The following is a 14,399-nucleotide window of genomic DNA, read 5'->3' as shown; positions in this document are numbered from 1 at the left end:
GTCGACACCTCCACCGACGGCTGCCGGGACTCGGCGAACTCAGCCGCCCGCCGCAGTGGCACGCCTGCGCTATGGCCCGCCCTCAGTGATGCGACGCCCGGTGATACGCGTGGGCTGGATCGACACCCACATCTCCCGTTCACCCCCGGCCCAGGGTGAGGTATGGGCGCGATCGATCAGCCTCCGTACGGCGTGGGGATCGGTGACCACGCGTGCGGGCCCGACCACGAGCACGCTCCATCCCCGGCTCATGGCCTCGTCCACGTGGTCGACCTCGAAGGCGACCTCCGAGCCCACGGCCGCCGCCGGGACCGAGTCCGGAGCGGTCCGGAACGCGATCGCGCCGTCGACGACCTCGTAGTTCACCGGAACCACCGCCGGTCCATGCTCTGTCGACACCGCCACCCGCCCGACACCGGAGACGGACAGGAGACGACGGCACTCGTCAGGGTCGAGTTCCCGCATCTCGGGATGCAGGAGTGCCTGCCCCTGCCCGGGCGGCAGATCGTGGGTGCCGCCCCGCAGCGCAACGGGAGTGGTGCCCAGTACACCGGCCAGGCGGGCAAGAGTCGCCGCGGTCGGGTCGGCCGTCTGTTCTTCGAGGTAAGCCAGGTACTCGGGCGCTATTCCGGCGCGGCGGGCCGTCTCCTCCCGGGTCAGCCCCTGGCGTTCGCGTTCGGTGGCCACGCGGCGGCCGATGTCACCGGGATGGACCGGCCTGCCCGGCGGGGCCGCCCGCGGCTCGGCGCCTGTGCTTCCTCCTGCCCGGCCAGTACGCCGCCGGGAAGGCTCGTGTCCGTTCCCGTTCCCGCTCGCGTGCGCGAAGCTGCGGATGTGCGCGTCGGGTCCGGGAAAGACGAGGGTCACCTCGTTCGTGTCCGACCAGCGCACCTCGTAGGGAGGCGTGCCATCCGCATGGTGGAGTGCAACGATCTCGCCGTCGCGTCTTGCAGCTCCGGTAGCAGGACTTTCGACCACGAGTTGATCGCCGATCTCAGCTTGCATGATCGCCACCGTTCCCTCATGCTGCCGCCGCAGCCCGGCGATCAGCCCTCGATCTCGATGCGCCGCGCCCTGGCCTTCTCGGCTTTCGGAACCCGGACGGTGAGGACCCCGTTGGCCAGCTCCGCGGTCACCTGTCCGGTGTCCGAGTTCGGCGGCAGACTCGCGCGGTAGTCGAACTCCCCGACTTGGCGGGCGCGCCGCCGCACCACGCCGGTACGTTCCTTCTCCTTGATCTCGCCGTGCACATCGATCTCGGAATCGTTGATCTCCACGGTGACGTCGTCCTTGTCCACTCCGGGAAGCTCCAGCTCCACCAGGTAGGCGTCCTCGGTGTCCTCGATGTCGGCCAGAGGCGCCCACGCCCCGACGGTGCCGGGTCCGGCACCGGCCGGAAAGGCGGACTGCATGAGACGGTCCATGCGACCGTGCAGATCCTCCATCTCGCGAAAGGGATCCCACGCCTGGAGGGCTCCACTGCTACGACGGACTGGCTTCGTCATCTGTCCTCCTCCTCACATCCGGTCCGGCGACGGCCAGCCGCCCCCCGGGCGCGCATTCCGCCCGGAAACCGCAGCCGCGGCCACGTCCTCGATGTCACGCTGGGCGACGTCCATCAGTTGCCGGCCGAGATCGTCCAGCGCCCTGCCGGCCGCCAACTCGTCACCGATCTCCGGCACGTCCATGTCCGCGGGGTTCCGGTGCGCGTCCCCGTGCCCGGTGAACTGCGCGGTCGCCGTGTCCAGCACCACACGCGCCTTCGTCGTCCCCTCCTCTTCGAAGAGATAGAGGTCAATCTTCCATTTCACGGTATGTGCCATTATCTTTCCTCCGCATCTCGGTACAGAACGCCGGCATCCGAATGCGCTCCGCTCGCGCTCACGCGCGCGTCGAGGGTGGACGTGCCGCAGACACCGGCGCGTCGAGGCCGACTGCGTGCTTCACCTTTGAGAGGAAATGCATCTTTTGTGCCATTTTGTGACGGCGGCGGCACTTGATCACAGGGCCAAAGGTCCCTGCCGTCCGGCCGCTCGGTCCCCACGACTTCACCTGGGCCCGCTCACCGGCACGGGAGTGGCAACGACGCAAGCGCCAGTCCTTCGCGCGGAGACGCTCGGCTTCGCGGCGATCGGTTGGGAACTCGCCAACGCCGGCGTGCGTCGGCGGGTACGGCCACGCAGAGTGACCGCCCGTGCGGGCGCCCCGTGGAGCCCTCGGCGGGCGCAGGGCCTGCCGGGATCCGACTGGTGGACCCTGCGGCCCTTACCGAGTACCGGTGCGAGCGAGCGAGACTGGAGGAGAACGCACACAGGGAGGACACGCCGACATGGGTGTCGCCGATGTTGTCGTGGTGATCGCCACGGTCGGGCTGGTCGCGGGTCTTGGCTGGTTCTTCTTCGGCCCGCGGCGGGCCAGGTCCGCGCGGCTGGAAGGCGGGGTGCAGCGCATAGAGGTCACGGTGCGCGGCGGCTACAGCCCCGACGTGATCCGGGTGCGGCGGGGCGTGCCGGTGGAGCTGGTCTTCGACCGGCGCGAGAGCGGGGAGTGTACCTCCCGGGTCGTCTTCCCCGACTTGCGGGTCAGCGCGGGGCTGCCGGCGTACGAGCGCACCACTGTGCGGCTGCGCCCGGCCGAGGCCGGCTCCTTCGGGTTCGCCTGCGGGATGAACATGATTCACGGCCGGCTGCTGGTCGAACCGGCCGCGGCCCCCGGCAGCGACCGGGATACGGCCACCGTCGGGCCCGCCCCCGGCCCGGTCGTGGCAGGGCTGCCGCCGGGCGGGGAGGCTGCGGAGCCCGGTGCGGCGGCCGAGGACGCGGAGGCCGCCGAGCGGCGTGCAGAGATCGCCGACCTTACGCGGCGGGTGGGGGCGGGCGCGGTTCTGACACTGCCGGTGCTCTTCGCGGTGATGGCGGAGGAGGTGTTCGACGCCGGGTGGGTGCCGGGCTGGCTGCTGAATCACTGGCTGCAGCTGGCGTTGATCACCCCGGTGATGCTGTACACCGGCTGGCCGATCCACACCACCGGCTGGCGGAGCCTGGCGCACCGGAGCGCCGAGATGAACTCCCTGATCACCCTCGGCACCACGGCCGCCTACGGCTACAGCCTGCTGGTCACCCTCGCGCCCGGCCTACTGCCCGAGGACGTACAGGAGGTCTACTACGAGGCGGTCGGGGTGATCCTCACCCTGATCCTGCTCGGCCGGCTGCTGGAGGCGCGCGCCAAGGCGGGCACCGGGGAGGCCATCCGCGCCCTGCTGGGCCTGCGGGCCCGCACCGCCCACGTCGTGCGCGACGGCGCCGAGACCGAGATCCCGGTGGACGAGGTCGTGGTCGGCGACGTGGTGGTGATCCGCCCTGGGGAGAAGGTCCCGGTCGACGCCGAGGTGCTCTCCGGGTCCTCGGCGGTGGACGAGTCCATGATCAGCGGTGAGCCGATGTCCGTGACCAAGCGGTCCGGGGACACCGTCATCGGCGCGACCATCAACGGCACCGGCTCGCTGCGGACACGCGCGAGCAGGGTCGGCGCGGAGACCATGCTGGCCCAGATCATCCGCCTGGTCCGCCAGTCCCAGGCGTCCAAGGCCCCCGTCCAGCGCCTCGCCGACGCCATCTCCGCCTACTTCGTGCCCGCCGTCATCGCCGTCGCTCTGACCACCTTCACCCTCTGGTACACGATCGGCCCGGCCCCGGCGCTGACGCTCGCGCTGGTCTCGGCGGTCGCGGTGCTGATCATCGCCTGCCCGTGCGCGCTGGGCCTGGCCACCCCGCTTTCGGTCATGGTCGGCACCGGCAAGGGCGCCCAGGCCGGCATCCTCATCCGCTCCGCCGAAGCCCTGGAGACCGCCCACAAGCTCGACACCGTAGTGCTCGACAAGACCGGCACCGTCACCGAGGGCCGACCGGTCCTCACCGACGTGCGCCCGACCGGTGGCCTGCCGCAGGGCGAGCTGCTGTCCCTCGTCGCGGCGGCCGAAGCCGACAGCGAGCACCCCCTGGCCGCCGCCATCCTCGCCGGAGCCCGCGACCAGGAGGTCCCCCTCCCGGCGGCCGACGCCTTCGACTCCGTGACCGGCAAGGGCGTGACGGCCACCGTCGACGGCCACGCCGTCCTCGTCGGCACCGCCCGCCTGCTGTCCGACGCCCACCTCGACACCACCCCGCTCGACCCGGTCGCGGACGAACTCTCCGCCCAGGGCAAGACCCCGATCCTGGCCGCCGTCGACGACCGCCCGGCGGGGGTGCTGGCCGTCGCCGACACCGTCAAGGACGACTCCCCCCAGGCCATCACCGCCCTACGCCGCCTCGGCCTGGACGTCGTCGTCATCACCGGCGACAACGCCCGCACCGCCGCCGCCATCGCCACCCAGGTCGGCGTGGACCGCGTGCTCGCCGAGGTACTGCCCGAGCACAAGGCCGACGAGATACGCCGCCTCCAAGGTGAAGGCCGCGTCGTCGGCATGGTCGGGGACGGCATCAACGACGCCCCCGCCCTGGCCGCCGCCGACGTCGGCCTCGCCATCGGCACCGGCACCGACGTTGCCATCGAGGCCGCTGACGTCACCCTCGTCTCCGGGTCGCTGACCGGCGTCCCCACCGCCATCCGGCTCTCCCGCGCCACGATGCGCAACATCCGCCAGAACTTCTTCTTCGCCCTGATCTACAACGCCGTCGGCATCCCCATCGCCGCCGGAGCCCTCTACCCCCTCCTCGGCTGGCGCCTCAGCCCCATCATCGCCGCCGTGGCCATGGCCCTGTCCTCCCTGTCGGTGGTCACCAACTCCGGCCGCCTGCGCCGCTGGCACGCCCTCCCTCTGCCGCCTGCCGCCTCCGAACCCGCTACGCCCCGGATCGAAACCGGGTCCACCCGGCCGCGGCAGGAGCCCGAGACGGTCGACCCGGTGTGCGGCATGCGGGTGGACCCGGCGACCGTCGCCGAGCGGCGCGACACCCCCACCGGCACCGTGTTCTTCTGCTCCGCCCACTGCGCCGCCGCCTTCGACGCCGATCCCGACCGCTGGCGCCCGCCCACCCGCGCGCACCCGCCGCCGACTGGCGGGAGCGGCTGCGGTGGGCAAGCCTGGGGAGACGGTACGTGGATTCAGCGGCGCCGCCCGCCCCCGGGCGCCGCGCGTGAAGACGGAGGCCGATGGTGAGTGCACCTGTCGTGGTGGGCATCGACGGTTCGCCCGCCAGTTTGGAAGCAGTCGCCGTCGCGGGGCGCGAGGCGCGGATGCGCGCCACCGGACTGCGCGTCGTACACGCGTTCTTCCGGCCGATGATGCGGGCTCCATTGGACCCGTTCTCGATGGGCCCGCCCGAGGGCGGGCTGCGCAGTCAGGCGCTAGAACTCGTCGACGAGGCCGTACGGCACGCGCGTGAGGCCGAGCCGGATGTCGTAACGGAAGGCGCCGCAGTGACCGGTGACACGCTGCCGGTGATGGTGGAGGAGTCGCGCGGCGCGGCGCTGGCCGTCGTCGGCAGCCGCGGGCTCGGCGCGTTCGTCGGCCTGCTGCTGGGGTCGACGGCCGTACAACTGGCGGCGCACAGCCACTGCCCGGTGCTCGTCGTGCGCGGCGCGGGCGACCCGGCGCGCGAGGGCCCGGTGGTCGCGGGCGTGGACGGCTCGGGGGCGGGCGACGCGGCGATCGAGTTCGCCTTCGCCGAGGCCGCGATGCGGGGTACCGGAATCGTCGCCGTACACGCCTGGTCCCCCTGGAAGGTCGAGGTCCCGCCCCCGCAGGACCCGGCCGCGCCGTACGCGAGTGGCGCCGGTGACCTGGCCGCGAACGAGGAGCGGCTGCTCGCCGAGGCGCTGGCGGGCCGTCAGGAACGCTACCCGGACGTGTCCGTCGACCGCCGTGTGCTGCGCGGCGGCCCGCGGGAGGCGCTGATCGAGGCGAGCCGGGAGGCGGGGTTGGTGGTCGTGGGCGCGCGGGGGCGCGGGGGTTTCACGGGGATGCTGCTGGGTTCGGTGAGCCAGGCACTGCTGCACCACGCGGACTGCCCGGTGGCGGTGGTCCGGTCGGAGGCGGGCTAAGGGCTGTGGCTGTGGCCGGGGCCGAGTCGGAGATCCGCCTCAACGCGGCGTACCCCGTCGAAACGCTGAAGGGGATCGAGGAGTTCTCCCACCTGACCGTGACGTGGCAATTCCGGGGCGCGGCACACGCAGGTAGCGGCAGAACTCCAGGGATTTCGAGCGGTTCTTGGTCTTCTTGACGTGGCCGTAGAGCTGGTCCTTGGCCAGGTCGTAGGCTGCGAACAGGTGCCGCACGCCGTGCCGGCGGGCGTAGGTACGAGCGCCCTACGGCTCCATTTGGCACGGATCTGGCACGCGGGCCCGCGCTGACCGCCCAGCAAACAACCAGGGCTCTGCGGCGGTGGTTCTCTCGTGCGAGGACGTGGTGGCATTTGCTTCCGGCGAGCCGTGTTGATCCTGCCGGGTTGGTGCTGAGACGTACGTGGTGGTGATCCTGGGGTTGACCTCATATTCACCGGGTGCCCGCCGCAGGCAGAGCGTCCCTTGCTGGAGTACGACCACCGCCCGGTTTCGGACCCGATCCGACGATCGGCCCCATCCGGTCGTGCTGACGGCCGGCAACCGCCTGTCCCGGGCGGCCTCCGCCCCGCAGCAAGGCATCCTTGCCCTGCTTGCCGAGCGTGTCGTACTCGGCCAGTATCCTCGCCTTGTACTCCGCGGAGTATCGGCGCGGCCCGGTCGAACGAGGTTCTACCTGCGGATCAGGGGTTCCGCGGTCGTTGGTGCTCACCTGGGGCACTACTCTTTCTCCGCCCTCGACTCAACGAATCATCCAGTATGCCTGACTCGATCACCGTAGACAGAGAGGGGCCAGATGATGTAGCGGCGGATCATGCTGCCCTGTTCCTTGTGGTCGGCGTGGTCCGTGCCGTCCAGGGTGAAGTAGCGCAGGGCCGTGAACTGGGCCTCGATGCGGTTGAGCCAGGAGCTGTTGGTTGGTGTGTAGCCCTCGCCGTCGGCGATCGCGTACAGGTGCTCGACGCGCGCCTTCTTGGCCGCGTAGTCCGGATCGCGGGAGGTCTTCCAGGTCTTCAGGCGTTGAAAGGAGACGCCTTCCTCGCGGAGCAGGATGGGTTTGGACTTCGCGATCTTCTTGATCTCACGGCGCTCCGGCAGCGTGAACGTCTTCGGTCGGCCACCGGAGTGCTTCGGATACAGAGAGTCGAAGCCGTCGGCCTTGAAGTTGTGGATCACGTCCCGGACCCGGTCGTCGCTGGTGAACGAGCCCTCGGCGATCTTCGCCACCGGCATGCCTTGCGCGGAAAGCAGCACCATCTGGGCCCTCTGCCAGGTCACCACCGACCCGGTGCCCCGGCGGATGATCCGCAGCAGCCGCGCGCCTTCGTCGTCATCGATCTCTCGTACCCGTACCCGCTCAGCCACCAGGACAGCATGGCGGATGCACGCCGCCCAGACCTGACCCCAGACGGCGAGTCACGGCAGGGCGAACGTTGCCTGATGCGGTACTGGGTGGGCCGAATGCGGGTACCTGTAGGCGCCGCCCGACAGATCGCTCCTCCTGTGGTGGTACGTTCCGGCTCCCTCTGTGGGGGGACGTGCTGCCTGGGGTTGCTTCCTAGCGTGGAAGCGTGAACCGGGTGGAGGCGCGGGTGGGCAGGTGGGCGCGGGTGGGGCGGCGTGTGCCGGGGTGGGTTGCCGACGCCGCGCTGGGGTTGCTGATGGGCGCCGGTGTGCTGGGCCGGGGACTGGACGAGGCGCGGAGCCCGGTGGTGCCCGTCGCGGCGCTGCTGGCCGCCGCCGGCGTGGGGTTGTGGCGTCGGTTGCCGAGTGCCGCGCTGGCGCTGGCGTGCGGCGCCGGCGTACTGGTGACGGCGCTCCGGATGGCGGAGCCGGGGCTGGTCGCGGTGGGGCTCACCGGCTACCGGGTCGGCGTCGTGAGCGGGCGGCGGACCGTGCTGCGGTCCGGCGTGGCGGCGGTCGTGGGGCTGTCGGCGGGGGTTCCGCTCGCCGAGGCGGCAGTCGGCGCGAACAGCGCCGAGGGGCCGCTGCTGCTCATCGCCGTGCTGGCGGCGGCTCTCGCCGGTGGCAACGGCGTGCGCGGAAGACGGGCCCTGGAGGTGGCGCGGCGGGAACGGGAACGGCGGCAGGCGGCGGAGCAGCGGCTGCACATCGCGCGTGAACTGCACGACTCGGTGGGGCACCACATCGCGGTGATCAACGTGCAGGCGGGAGTCGCCTCGCTGCATCTGCGGTCGCGGCCCGAGCAGGCGGAGGAGGCGCTGGAGCACGTCCAGCACGCCGCGCGCACCGTGCTGGGCGAACTGACGGCGGTGCTCGGGGTGCTCCGTGACCCCGACGGCCGTGATGCCGGCGAGGAGCCCGTGCGGCCACCGGCCGGGCTGGCGGACCTGGAGCGGCTGGTGGCCGACGCGAGGACGGCCGGGATGCGGGTGGAGTCGAGTGTGTCCGGCGAACCCCGGGAGCTGCCGTCGGCCGTCGGTCTGTCGGCGTACCGCGTGATCCAGGAGTCATTGACGAACGCGGGCAAACACGGAAGCCGCCATGGGGTCGTACGGCTGCGGTTGTCGTACCGTCCGGACGAGCTGTGCATCGACGTACAGAACCGGGCTGCACGGCCTCCCGGTAGGGTGAACGGCGCAGGTGAGAGCGCGGACAGCCCTTCTGGCTACGGGCTGGCCGGCATGGCCGAGCGGGTCGCCGCCGTCGGCGGCACGCTGCACGCCGGGCCGCGTGGCGGCGCAGAATTCGTGGTGCTGGCCCGGCTGCCGACGGGCGGAGAGGAGAGCTGCGGATGACGGTCCGTGTCGTGCTCGCCGACGATCAGACGCTGATTCGCGCGGGGGTCAGCTCCCTCATCGACGCGGCCGACGACCTTGAGGTGGTCGGTGAGGCGGCGAACGGCATCGAGGCGGTGGAACTGGCCCGCAGCACCCGCCCCGACGTGGTGGTGATGGACATCCGGATGCCGGAGCTGGACGGGCTGGAGGCCACCCGCCAGATCGTCGCGGACGACGGTCTTGCCGGGGTCCGGGTGCTGGTGCTGACAACCTTCGAAGTGGACGAGTACGTGCTGCGGGCGCTGCGCGCCGGTGCCAGCGGCTTCTTGGGCAAGGGCGTCGGGCCGCGTGAACTCGCCGACGCGATCCGGCTGGTGGCACGCGGGGACGCGCTGCTGTCGCCCACGGCGACCCGCGGCCTGATCACCCGGTTTCTGGCCCGGCCAGACCGTACGGACGGTGCGGTCCCGGAGTTGCTGAAGGTGCTGACCCAGCGGGAGCGGGAGATCGTCGCGCTGGTGGCCACGGGGATGAGCAACGACGAGATCGCCGAGCGGCTCTTCCTCGCCGAGTCCACGGTCAAGACGCACCTCAAGCGGTCCATGGCCAAGCTGGGTGCACGGGACCGGGCGCAGGTCGTGGTCATCGCGTTTCAGACCGGCCTGGTGACGGCCTCGGGCTGAGTCTGCCCGTACCACCCGCGGGGCAGGCCCGACTGCCCCCGGTGAGGGGACGCCGGCGACACCCTCCGCCCGGCACCGTGGCTCCCATGATTGAAGTCACCGAACTCACCAAACGCTACGGGTCCACCGCCGCCGTAGACCGGCTGTCCTTCAGCGTCCGGCCCGGGATCGTCACCGGCTTCCTCGGCCCCAACGGCTCCGGGAAGTCCACCACCATGCGCGTCATCCTCGGCCTGGCCGCCCCGACCGCCGGCACCGTGCGGGTAGGCGGACGCGCCCCCAGCGAGCACCCGGCCCCGCTGCGGGAGATCGGGGCACTGCTGGAAGCCGGGGCCGGGCACCCGGGCCGGTCGGCGTTCGATCACCTGCACGCGCTGGCGGCCACGAACGGCATCGGCAGGCGACGTGTCTCTCAGGTGCTCGACCTGGCCGGGCTGACCGACGTGGCCCGGCGCCGGGCAGGCAGCTTCTCCCTCGGCATGTCGCAGCGCCTGGGCATCGCCGCGGCGCTGCTCGGCGATCCGGGGACCGTCGTGCTCGACGAGCCGGTCAACGGGCTGGACCCGGAGGGCATCCTGTGGATCCGCGACCTGCTGAACCGGCTCGCGGGAGAAGGCCGCACCGTATTCGTCTCCTCGCATCTGATGCGGGAGATGGCCGAGATCGCCGAGCACGTCATCGTCATCGGCCGCGGCCGGCTGCTGGCCGACCTGCCGGCCGAGGATTTCACCGGCACCCTGTCCGGACGCCGGGTGTCGGTACGCACCCCACAGGCCGATCGGCTGGAAAAGCTGCTCCTCGGCCCCGACGTCACGGTCACCACCGCCGGGCGCAACGAACTCTCGGTCGAAGGCGTCGCCGCCGAGCGGATAGGCGACCTCGCCGCCGCGCACCAGATCCCCGTCCACCAGCTCACCACCTCACAGGCATCACTGGAGGAGGCGTTCATGGAACTGACCCGCGACGCGGTGGAGTACCGCGCGCCGGAACCCGCCGGGAGGGCGGCCTGATGACCGTACTCACGACCGATGGCGGCGCGGACACCCGACGCCGCGGCGTCACCCTGCCTCGGGTGCTGCACTCCGAGTGGATCAAGCTCAGCTCGGTCCGTGCCCTGACCGTCGGCCTGGCCGCGACGGCAGTGCTGCTCATGGCCCTGGGCCCGCTCTCCTCCTCCGCCATGGCCAAGACGTTCGCGGCGGACACCGAAATCGACGACGCACCGTTCGTCCCCATCACCCCGGTCGGGGCCGTCCTGGGCGGCGTGTTCTTCGCCCAACTGCTCACCGGAGCGCTGGGGGTGCTCTTCATGTCCACCGAGTACGCCACCGGCATGATCCGTGCCAGCCTCGCCGCCGTGCCCACGCGCCTCCCCCTGCTCTGGGGGAAGGCGCTGGTCTTCGGCGCGGTCGTGGCCACCGTGAGCGCGATCTCCGTGGCGGTCTCCTTCCTCGGCTCCGTGCCGCTGCTGGACGGGCAGGGCGTCGCCCCGTCGCTCTCCGACCCCGGTGTGCTGCGCGCCCTGGCGGCCACCCCCGCCTACCTCGCCGGCATCGGCCTGATCGGCGTCGCCCTGGCCGTGCTCATGCGCAGCACCGCGCTGGCCGTCACCACGGTGTGCTTCGCGGTCTTCCTGCTCGACTCGCTGGCCGGCCTGCTGCCGGCCTCGCTCGCCGACGAGGTGACGCCCTGTCTGCCCGCGACCGCGGGCAAGGCCATGTTGACGGTCCAGAACCAGCCCGACCTCCTCGCCCCGCTTCCGGCCTGCCTGGTCTTCGCCGGCTACGTCATTGCAAGCCTGGCCGCCGCGGGAGTGGCACTGGCGCGCCGCGACGCGTGACGTGCGCCTCTGGCGCAGGACACCGGTCGTCGGCGACATCTGTCGAACCGGTGCATGGTTGGGACCGGTCCACGCCTCCTCTGTTTTCGGCGGGGTGAAGTAGATCCAATCGGGCGGTGAGACCGGGATCCAACGTTGCACTCAGCTGCTGGCGACGCCTGCGGTCACTGTGAGGAAGGTCCACGGGTGGCGGTGCAGTGGGCTTCTTGCGCAGCCATGACGTCGTCTCCGTGCTCGACGGCCCAGGCACCGACGGCGTCGATTGATTGTTCCAATCCGGTCGGACCGGGCTTCCGGTTGCTGACGCCCGGCGGCAGTTCTGCCGCTGAGCAGTTGGCTGCGGCGGCGCCAGGAGCGCAGGTCGTCAAGGCGTTCAATCTCTGTCACGAGGAGGTGTGGCGCATGGCGCCGCCCGTCTTCGACGGGCGGCGGCTGGCCGTTCCGGTCTGCGGGGACGACCAAGCGGCGCTGGCGCAGGTGCGTGCGTTGGTGCGGGACGCCGGCTGCCAGCCCGTGGCCGGCGGTGGCCTCAACCGAGCGGGCCTCCTGGAAGCGACCGCCGCGCTGTTCATCGGCCTGTGGGTCGGCGAAGGCGCCGACGTGCAGGCGATCGCACCCCCACTGGCGTACGCGGCAGGACCGGGCCCGCAGGAATCGGGCCGGGCTCTCCAAGACCGGAGGGCGTGATCACCGCCGCTTGCGGGGGACCTGCGCCGGGACGGCGCGTACCAGTGCGTTGACGACGCGGTCGGGCGTGTCCCGGCCGTTGCCGTCGTCGGTCACGTTCACCAGCAGGCGCGTCAGGTACCGCATGGCGGCGGGCGAGGTGACGATGCGGCGGCTGAGGAACGAGGTGAAGGCGGGCTTGGTCTGGAGGTCCGCCCAGAGGTTGCCCAGCCGGTAGTAGCGGCCCAGGCGGCGGTGGATCTCCAGCGGGTAGCGCTGGAGCACCCGCTCGCGCGAAGGGCCGGCGGGGCGGGTGAGCGCGGTGGCGGCGGTCTCGGCGGCCAGCTCGCCCGCTTCGATGGCGTACGCGATGCCCTCGCCGCTCCACGGGCTGACCATGCCACCGGAGTCCCCGGCGAGCAGCATGCCGCGGGTGTAGTGCGGCAGCCGGCTGAACCCCATCGGCAGGGCCGCGCCGCGCACCGGCCCGTCGGCGGAGCCGGGGTCCGTCAGGCCCCATTCAGAGGGCGTACGGGCCAGCCAGGCGTCCAGCAGCCGCCGCGTGTCCGGCTGTCCGGACGGTGCGCCGTGGACCAGGCCGAGGCCGACGTTTACCCGGCCGTCGCCCATGGGGAAGACCCAGCCGTAGCCGGCCAGCGGCGGGCTGCCAGGCCCGGCGCGCAGGTCTGCCCAGATGTCGAGGTAGGGGTTGTCGTGGCGGGCGGCCGAGTGGTGATAGCGGCGGATGGCCGTGGCCATGGGCCGCCTGGGCACACGGTCCACGCCCAGCGCCACGGCCAGCCGCGCGGCCACGCCGTCGGCCGCGATGACCAGCGGCGCCTCGAACACGGCGGGCTCCTGGCCGGCTCCCACACGGGCTGCCACGCCTCGCACCCGGCCGGTGCGGTCGAGGACGGGCTCGGTGACCCGTGTCGCGGTGTGCAGGCGTGCTCCGGCCTCGGCGGCGCGGCGTGCCAGGATCTCGTCGAAGTCGTGGCGGGAGCGGGTCAGGCCGTAGCCGGGGAAGCGGGTGTTCTCGCGCCAGTCGATCTCGACGACCGCGCCGTGGGAGAAGAACCGCACGCCCCGGTTGCGGTGCCAGCCGGGGCCATCGGTGTCGATGCCCATCCGGATCAGGTGGCGCACCGCGCGGGGTGTCAAGCCGTCGCCGCACACCTTCTCGCGCGGGAACTCCGATTTCTCCAGCAGCAGGACGTCCCGGCCCTGCCGGGCGAGGTGGTACGCGGCGGCCGAGCCGGCCGGGCCCGCTCCCACCACGATGACATCGGCGGACTCGGAGGCGTTCGGGGTCTGGGGCATGGCACCAACCCTTCGGGTACAGGCGGCCGATGGCAAGAACGCCACGCGCAGAGGATGCCGCCCATGCCGGGTCCAGCCGCTCCAGCATCAGGCGGGTGCGTCCGGGGAGGGACTGGCCGATTGGCGACATGGTGCGGGCACGGCCGCAGCCGGGGGGATGCCGAACTTGCCGCGGGCGCCTTGGTGTACGCCTCGGAGATCCTGGTCGATGAGGCACTTGTCGTGGTGGACATCAACGGCCTTCTGAGCGACGAGATCGAGACCGCTTGGGAGTGCTTCACCGATCAGGCGTATGAGGACATGGACCACGAGAGGCTGTACCAACCGGTCATGAACGGCGTCGACGAGGAGCCGGGCCTGGCCCATCTGGGTATCGCCCGGGCGGGGGCGAAGGATTGGTTCACCCCCTTTGCCGACGGAGGTTATGTCCATCCGTTCGCCGCGGAGGCCGATGGCGACGAGAGGTGACGTCGTCTTCCGCTGTGCTGATCTGGCACGCGTCTGCCACGCCCTCTTGAGTGGCACGGGCGGGAGGAGCCCTTCCGCCCCTCGGCGCGACTGTGCGAGCGCACGACGGTTCCATTTGGCACGGATCTGGCACGCGGACCTGCGCTGACCCCACCCAGCAAACAACCCCCGGGCTTCTGGCCTGGGGGTTTGTCGTGGAGCGGGCGACGGGAATCGAACCCGCGCTCTGAGCTTGGGAATCCCACCGCTTCGGAGTGCTGGTGAGCCTCTGGCCTGCACGGACGTATGTCAATCGGAGTGCGGCAGACGCCGCTTTGTGACCGCTGCCGACCCGTCTTGTCCACGTCGTATGGCACGCGTATGGCACGGGGGGCGAACGCTGGTTGGACCTCGGTGTCTGGTTGGCCGAGGGCTTCACGGAGGCGGTCCCTCGTCTGTCGTACGTCGTGGGGTTCGCTTCTGCGAGCCGCGTCGATCATCAGGTAGGCGCTGTGGCGAACGTCATGGCGGTCTGCCCGGCGGTGCGTTGCCCAAGCCGTGCGTTCGCGGATGCCGGTGTGCGGGCAGCGGGTCCGCATAGCAGCGCACACCGCAAGGCTCGCGGCGAGGAATGCCGTAGGC

At 71.6% G+C, this 14,399-nt stretch carries 12 protein-coding genes and 2 pseudogenes; 9 read left to right on the top strand and 5 right to left on the bottom strand.

What is annotated here, in order from left to right; all coding sequences use genetic code 11:
* Positions 1-69: 69 nt before the first annotated feature.
* Genes T328_RS19780 through T328_RS19770 form a run of 3 tightly spaced genes read right to left on the bottom strand, consistent with a single transcriptional unit; the run spans position 70 to position 1,823 of the window.
* Positions 70-1,005 carry a pyridoxamine 5'-phosphate oxidase family protein gene (locus T328_RS19780; protein WP_496497507.1) on the bottom strand — a complete coding sequence of 312 codons (936 nt, stop codon included), beginning with the start codon at positions 1,003-1,005 and terminating at the stop codon, positions 70-72.
* Between the two features lie 41 nt (positions 1,006-1,046).
* Positions 1,047-1,505 carry an Hsp20/alpha crystallin family protein gene (locus T328_RS19775; protein WP_496497416.1) on the bottom strand — a complete coding sequence of 153 codons (459 nt, stop codon included), beginning with the start codon at positions 1,503-1,505 and terminating at the stop codon, positions 1,047-1,049.
* Positions 1,506-1,517: 12 nt separating this feature from the next.
* Positions 1,518-1,823 carry a DUF1876 domain-containing protein gene (locus T328_RS19770; RefSeq protein WP_496497415.1) on the bottom strand — a complete coding sequence of 102 codons (306 nt, stop codon included), beginning with the start codon at positions 1,821-1,823 and terminating at the stop codon, positions 1,518-1,520.
* 506 nt (positions 1,824-2,329) lie between these two features.
* On the opposite strand from T328_RS19770, the gene T328_RS19765 reads away from it, so the two are divergent.
* The 3 genes and pseudogenes from T328_RS19765 to T328_RS19755 all read left to right on the top strand — a co-directional run.
* Positions 2,330-5,158, top strand: coding sequence for a heavy metal translocating P-type ATPase (locus T328_RS19765; RefSeq protein WP_496497414.1), 2,829 nt, complete (start codon positions 2,330-2,332; stop codon positions 5,156-5,158).
* Entirely contained in the window at positions 5,152-6,042 is an 891-nt protein-coding gene (locus tag T328_RS19760) for a universal stress protein (protein ID WP_496497413.1), read from the top strand. Before T328_RS19765 ends, T328_RS19760 begins: the two co-directional genes overlap by 7 nt.
* Positions 6,006-6,155 (top strand): annotated as a pseudogene (locus tag T328_RS19755) (S-adenosylmethionine-dependent methyltransferase); the annotation flags it as partial. The gene T328_RS19760 and the pseudogene T328_RS19755, both read left to right, overlap by 37 nt.
* Before the next feature lie 655 nt (positions 6,156-6,810).
* Here the strand turns inward: T328_RS19755 and T328_RS19750 are convergent.
* Positions 6,811-7,425 carry a helix-turn-helix domain-containing protein gene (locus tag T328_RS19750; protein WP_496497412.1) on the bottom strand — a complete coding sequence of 205 codons (615 nt, stop codon included), beginning with the start codon at positions 7,423-7,425 and terminating at the stop codon, positions 6,811-6,813.
* Positions 7,426-7,631: 206 nt separating this feature from the next.
* Here T328_RS19750 and T328_RS19745 point away from each other — a divergent pair, with 206 nt between their 5' ends.
* The 5 genes and pseudogenes from T328_RS19745 to T328_RS19725 all read left to right on the top strand — a co-directional run.
* Positions 7,632-8,819 carry a sensor histidine kinase gene (locus tag T328_RS19745; RefSeq protein ID WP_496497411.1) on the top strand — a complete coding sequence of 396 codons (1,188 nt, stop codon included), beginning with the start codon at positions 7,632-7,634 and terminating at the stop codon, positions 8,817-8,819.
* A complete protein-coding gene (locus T328_RS19740) occupies positions 8,816-9,484 on the top strand; it encodes a response regulator (protein ID WP_496497410.1) in 669 nt (222 codons plus the stop codon). The genes T328_RS19745 and T328_RS19740 overlap by 4 nt, the downstream gene beginning before the upstream one ends.
* Positions 9,485-9,570: 86 nt before the next feature.
* A complete protein-coding gene (locus tag T328_RS19735) occupies positions 9,571-10,494 on the top strand; it encodes an ABC transporter ATP-binding protein (protein WP_496497409.1) in 924 nt (307 codons plus the stop codon).
* The gene (locus T328_RS19730; RefSeq protein ID WP_496497408.1) at positions 10,494-11,324 is read left to right on the top strand and encodes an ABC transporter permease; all 831 of its coding nucleotides are present in this window, start codon (positions 10,494-10,496) and stop codon (positions 11,322-11,324) included. Before T328_RS19735 ends, T328_RS19730 begins: the two co-directional genes overlap by 1 nt.
* 261 nt (positions 11,325-11,585) lie before the next feature.
* A pseudogene (locus tag T328_RS19725) lies at positions 11,586-12,011 on the top strand (NADPH-dependent F420 reductase); the annotation flags it as partial.
* Here T328_RS19725 and T328_RS19720 read toward each other — a convergent pair.
* The gene (locus T328_RS19720) at positions 12,012-13,310 is read right to left on the bottom strand and encodes a geranylgeranyl reductase family protein (protein WP_496497407.1); all 1,299 of its coding nucleotides are present in this window, start codon (positions 13,308-13,310) and stop codon (positions 12,012-12,014) included. It abuts the pseudogene before it with no gap.
* Between the two features lie 183 nt (positions 13,311-13,493).
* Here T328_RS19720 and T328_RS19715 point away from each other — a divergent pair, with 183 nt between their 5' ends.
* Positions 13,494-13,778 carry a hypothetical protein gene (locus T328_RS19715; protein WP_496497406.1) on the top strand — a complete coding sequence of 95 codons (285 nt, stop codon included), beginning with the start codon at positions 13,494-13,496 and terminating at the stop codon, positions 13,776-13,778.
* Positions 13,779-14,399: the final 621 nt, after the last annotated feature.

This window comes from Streptomyces sp. CNX435 (assembly GCF_059570575.1).
The sequence above is the reverse complement of the archived record's forward strand: the minus strand, read 5'-3'. Positions and strand labels throughout refer to the sequence as shown.

Excerpts from the sequence above, each read along its gene's own strand:
- T328_RS19780 (WP_496497507.1), bottom strand. The coding sequence starts at position 1,005 with ATGCAAGCTGAGATCGGCGATCAACTCGTGGTCGAAAGTCCTGCTACC.
- T328_RS19775 (WP_496497416.1), bottom strand. The coding sequence starts at position 1,505 with ATGACGAAGCCAGTCCGTCGTAGCAGTGGAGCCCTCCAGGCGTGGGAT.
- T328_RS19770 (WP_496497415.1), bottom strand. The coding sequence starts at position 1,823 with ATGGCACATACCGTGAAATGGAAGATTGACCTCTATCTCTTCGAAGAG.
- T328_RS19765 (WP_496497414.1), top strand. The coding sequence starts at position 2,330 with ATGGGTGTCGCCGATGTTGTCGTGGTGATCGCCACGGTCGGGCTGGTC.
- T328_RS19760 (WP_496497413.1), top strand. The coding sequence starts at position 5,152 with ATGGTGAGTGCACCTGTCGTGGTGGGCATCGACGGTTCGCCCGCCAGT.
- T328_RS19740 (WP_496497410.1), top strand. The coding sequence starts at position 8,816 with ATGACGGTCCGTGTCGTGCTCGCCGACGATCAGACGCTGATTCGCGCG.
- T328_RS19735 (WP_496497409.1), top strand. The coding sequence starts at position 9,571 with ATGATTGAAGTCACCGAACTCACCAAACGCTACGGGTCCACCGCCGCC.
- T328_RS19730 (WP_496497408.1), top strand. The coding sequence starts at position 10,494 with ATGACCGTACTCACGACCGATGGCGGCGCGGACACCCGACGCCGCGGC.
- T328_RS19720 (WP_496497407.1), bottom strand. The coding sequence starts at position 13,310 with ATGCCCCAGACCCCGAACGCCTCCGAGTCCGCCGATGTCATCGTGGTG.